This is a genomic window from Micromonospora sp. NPDC005087, from assembly GCF_042872965.1.
GTDB lineage: Bacteria > Actinomycetota > Actinomycetes > Mycobacteriales > Micromonosporaceae > Micromonospora.
Genome location: NZ_JBIALB010000061.1, coordinates 1,781 through 4,849 on the forward strand (window position 1 = coordinate 1,781; position 3,069 = coordinate 4,849).

The 3,069-nt window shown below is 56.6% G+C and carries 2 rRNA genes (1 of these 2 running past the window's edge); both read left to right on the top strand.

Features of this window, described 5'->3' with window-relative positions:
* Nucleotides 1–2,868, top strand: a 23S ribosomal RNA gene (locus tag ACFYPS_RS36775) (it extends 131 nt beyond the left edge of the window).
* A gap of 82 nt (nucleotides 2,869–2,950) precedes the next feature.
* Nucleotides 2,951–3,067 (top strand): 5S ribosomal RNA (gene rrf, locus ACFYPS_RS36780).
* Nucleotides 3,068–3,069: the final 2 nt, after the last annotated feature.

Below are 3,069 nucleotides of genomic sequence, written 5' to 3' on the forward strand. Positions count from 1 at the left end.
GCGAGTAGTGGCGAGCGAAAGCGGATTGAGGCTAAACCGGCTGCGTGTGATACCTGTCAGGGGTTGCGTGGTCGGGGTTGTGGGACCCTACTGAACAAGCTGACACTTGTTCGAGAAGTTACAAAGTCAGTGGCTAGTCGAACAGTCTGGAATGGCTGACCGTAGACGGTGAAAGTCCGGTAGGTGAAAGTTGCTGACCTTCTGTGGGTGTTCCCGAGTAGCGGCGGACCCCTGAAATCTGCCGTGAATCTGCCAGGACCACCTGGTAAGCCTAAATACTTCCTGGTGACCGATAGCGGACGAGTACCGTGAGGGAATGGTGAAAAGTACCCCGGGAGGGGAGTGAAATAGTACCTGAAACCGTTCGCCTACAATCCGTCGGAGCCTTGCGGGGTGACGGCGTGCCTTTTGAAGAATGAGCCTGCGAGTTAGTGGCATGTGGCGAGGTTAACCCGTGTGGGGGAGCCGTAGCGAAAGCGAGTCTGAATAGGGCGATTCAGTCGCGTGTCCTAGACCCGAAGCGGAGTGATCTAGCCATGGGCAGGCTGAAGCGCGGGTAAGACCGCGTGGAGGGCCGAACCCACCAATGTTGAAAAATTGGGGGATGACCTGTGGTTAGGGGTGAAAGGCCAATCAAACTCCGTGATAGCTGGTTCTCCCCGAAATGCATTTAGGTGCAGCGTCGCGTGTTTCTTGCCGGAGGTAGAGCACTGGATGGTCTAGGGGGCCCACAAGCTTACCGAAATCAGCCAAACTCCGAATGCCGGTAAGTGAGAGCGCGGCAGTGAGACTGCGGGGGATAAGCTTCGTAGTCGAGAGGGAAACAGCCCAGATCACCAGCTAAGGCCCCTAAGCGTGTGCTAAGTGGAAAAGGATGTGGGGTCGCATAGACAACCAGGAGGTTGGCTTAGAAGCAGCCACCCTTTAAAGAGTGCGTAATAGCTCACTGGTCAAGTGGTTCCGCGCCGACAATGTAGCGGGGCTCAAGCACACCGCCGAAGCTGTGGCATTCACATTTTAACCTCGCTTGGACTTGATTCCTTGTGCAGGTGTGTGGATGGGTAGGGGAGCGTCGTGCCGCGAGTGAAGCAGCGGGGTGACCCAGTTGTGGACGCGGCACGAGTGAGAATGCAGGCATGAGTAGCGAAAGAAGGGTGAGAAACCCTTCCGCCGGATGACCAAGGGTTCCAGGGCCAGGCTAATCCGCCCTGGGTGAGTCGGGACCTAAGGCGAGGCCGAGAGGCGTAGTCGATGGACAACGGGTTGATATTCCCGTACCCGCGAAAGAGCGTCCCTGATGAACCTCGTTGTGCTAACCACCCAAACCATCCAAGACCTTCGGGTTGAGGGTGGGGAGCGTGGGAACCTGATGGGTAGTAGTCAAGCGATGGGGTGACGCAGGAAGGTAGCTGAGCCCGGCCGGTGGTTGTGCCGGGGTAAGCGTGTAGGCCGTGTTGTAGGCAAATCCGCAACACATGAAGGCTGAGACGTGATGCCGAGCCGATTCAGGTGAAGTCAGTGATCCTATGCTGCCGAGAAAAGCCTCTAGCGAGTTCTTAGCGGCCCGTACCCCAAACCGACACAGGTGGTCAGGTAGAGAATACCGAGGCGATCGGGCGAACTGTGGTTAAGGAACTCGGCAAATTGCCCCCGTAACTTAGGGAGAAGGGGGGCCGGAGACGTGAAGCCCCGCGCGGGTGGAGCGTTGTATGGCCGCAGAGAGCAGGGGGAAGCGACTGTTTACTAAAAACACAGGTCCATGCGAAGAAGTAATTCGATGTATATGGACTGACGCCTGCCCGGTGCTGGAACGTTAAGGGGACCTGTTAGCTCTTCGGGGCGAAGCGGAGAACTTAAGCGCCAGTAAACGGCGGTGGTAACTATAACCATCCTAAGGTAGCGAAATTCCTTGTCGGGTAAGTTCCGACCTGCACGAATGGCGTAACGACTTCCCCACTGTCTCAACCACAGGCCCGGCGAAATTGCAGTACGAGTAAAGATGCTCGTTACGCGCGGCAGGACGGAAAGACCCCGGGACCTTTACTATAGCTTGACATTGGTACTCGAATTAGCTTGTGTAGGATAGGTGGGAGCCGGTGAAGTCCATACGCCAGTATGGGTGGAGGCAATCTTGAAATACCACTCTGGTTGATTTGGGTCTCTAACTTCGGACCGTTATCCGGTTCAGGGACAGTGTCTGGTGGGTAGTTTAACTGGGGCGGTTGCCTCCTAAAAGGTAACGGAGGCGCCCAAAGGTTCCCTCAGCCTGGTTGGCAATCAGGTGTTGAGTGCAAGTACACAAGGGAGCTTGACTGTGAGACTGACAGGTCGAGCAGGGACGAAAGTCGGGACTAGTGATCCGGCACTTGCGAGTGGAAGCGGTGTCGCTCAACGGATAAAAGGTACCCCGGGGATAACAGGCTGATCTTCCCCAAGAGTCCATATCGACGGGATGGTTTGGCACCTCGATGTCGGCTCGTCGCATCCTGGGGCTGTAGCAGGTCCCAAGGGTTGGGCTGTTCGCCCATTAAAGCGGTACGCGAGCTGGGTTTAGAACGTCGTGAGACAGTTCGGTCCCTATCCGCCGTGCGCGTAGGATACTTGAGAAGGGCTGTCCCTAGTACGAGAGGACCGGGACGGACGAACCTCTGGTGTGCCAGTTGTCCCGCCAGGGGCACGGCTGGTTAGCTACGTTCGGAAGGGATAACCGCTGAAAGCATCTAAGCGGGAAGCCTGCTTCAAGATGAGGTATCCCACCCACTTTGTGGGGTAAGGCCCCCAGCTAGACGACTGGGTTGATAGGCCGGAAATGTAAGCCCGGTAACGGGTTCAGTTGACCGGTACTAATAGGCCGAGGACTTGACTACTAAGCTGCTACGCGTCCACTGTGCAACTCTCGATAAACGAACAACAGACCACTGTGTGGTGTTGTTTGACATGTCGATAGAGTTACGGCGGTCATGGCGGGGGGGAAACGCCCGGTCACATTCCGAACCCGGAAGCTAAGCCCTCCAGCGCCGATGGTACTGCACTCGTGAGGGTGTGGGAGAGTAGGACGCCGCCGGACAA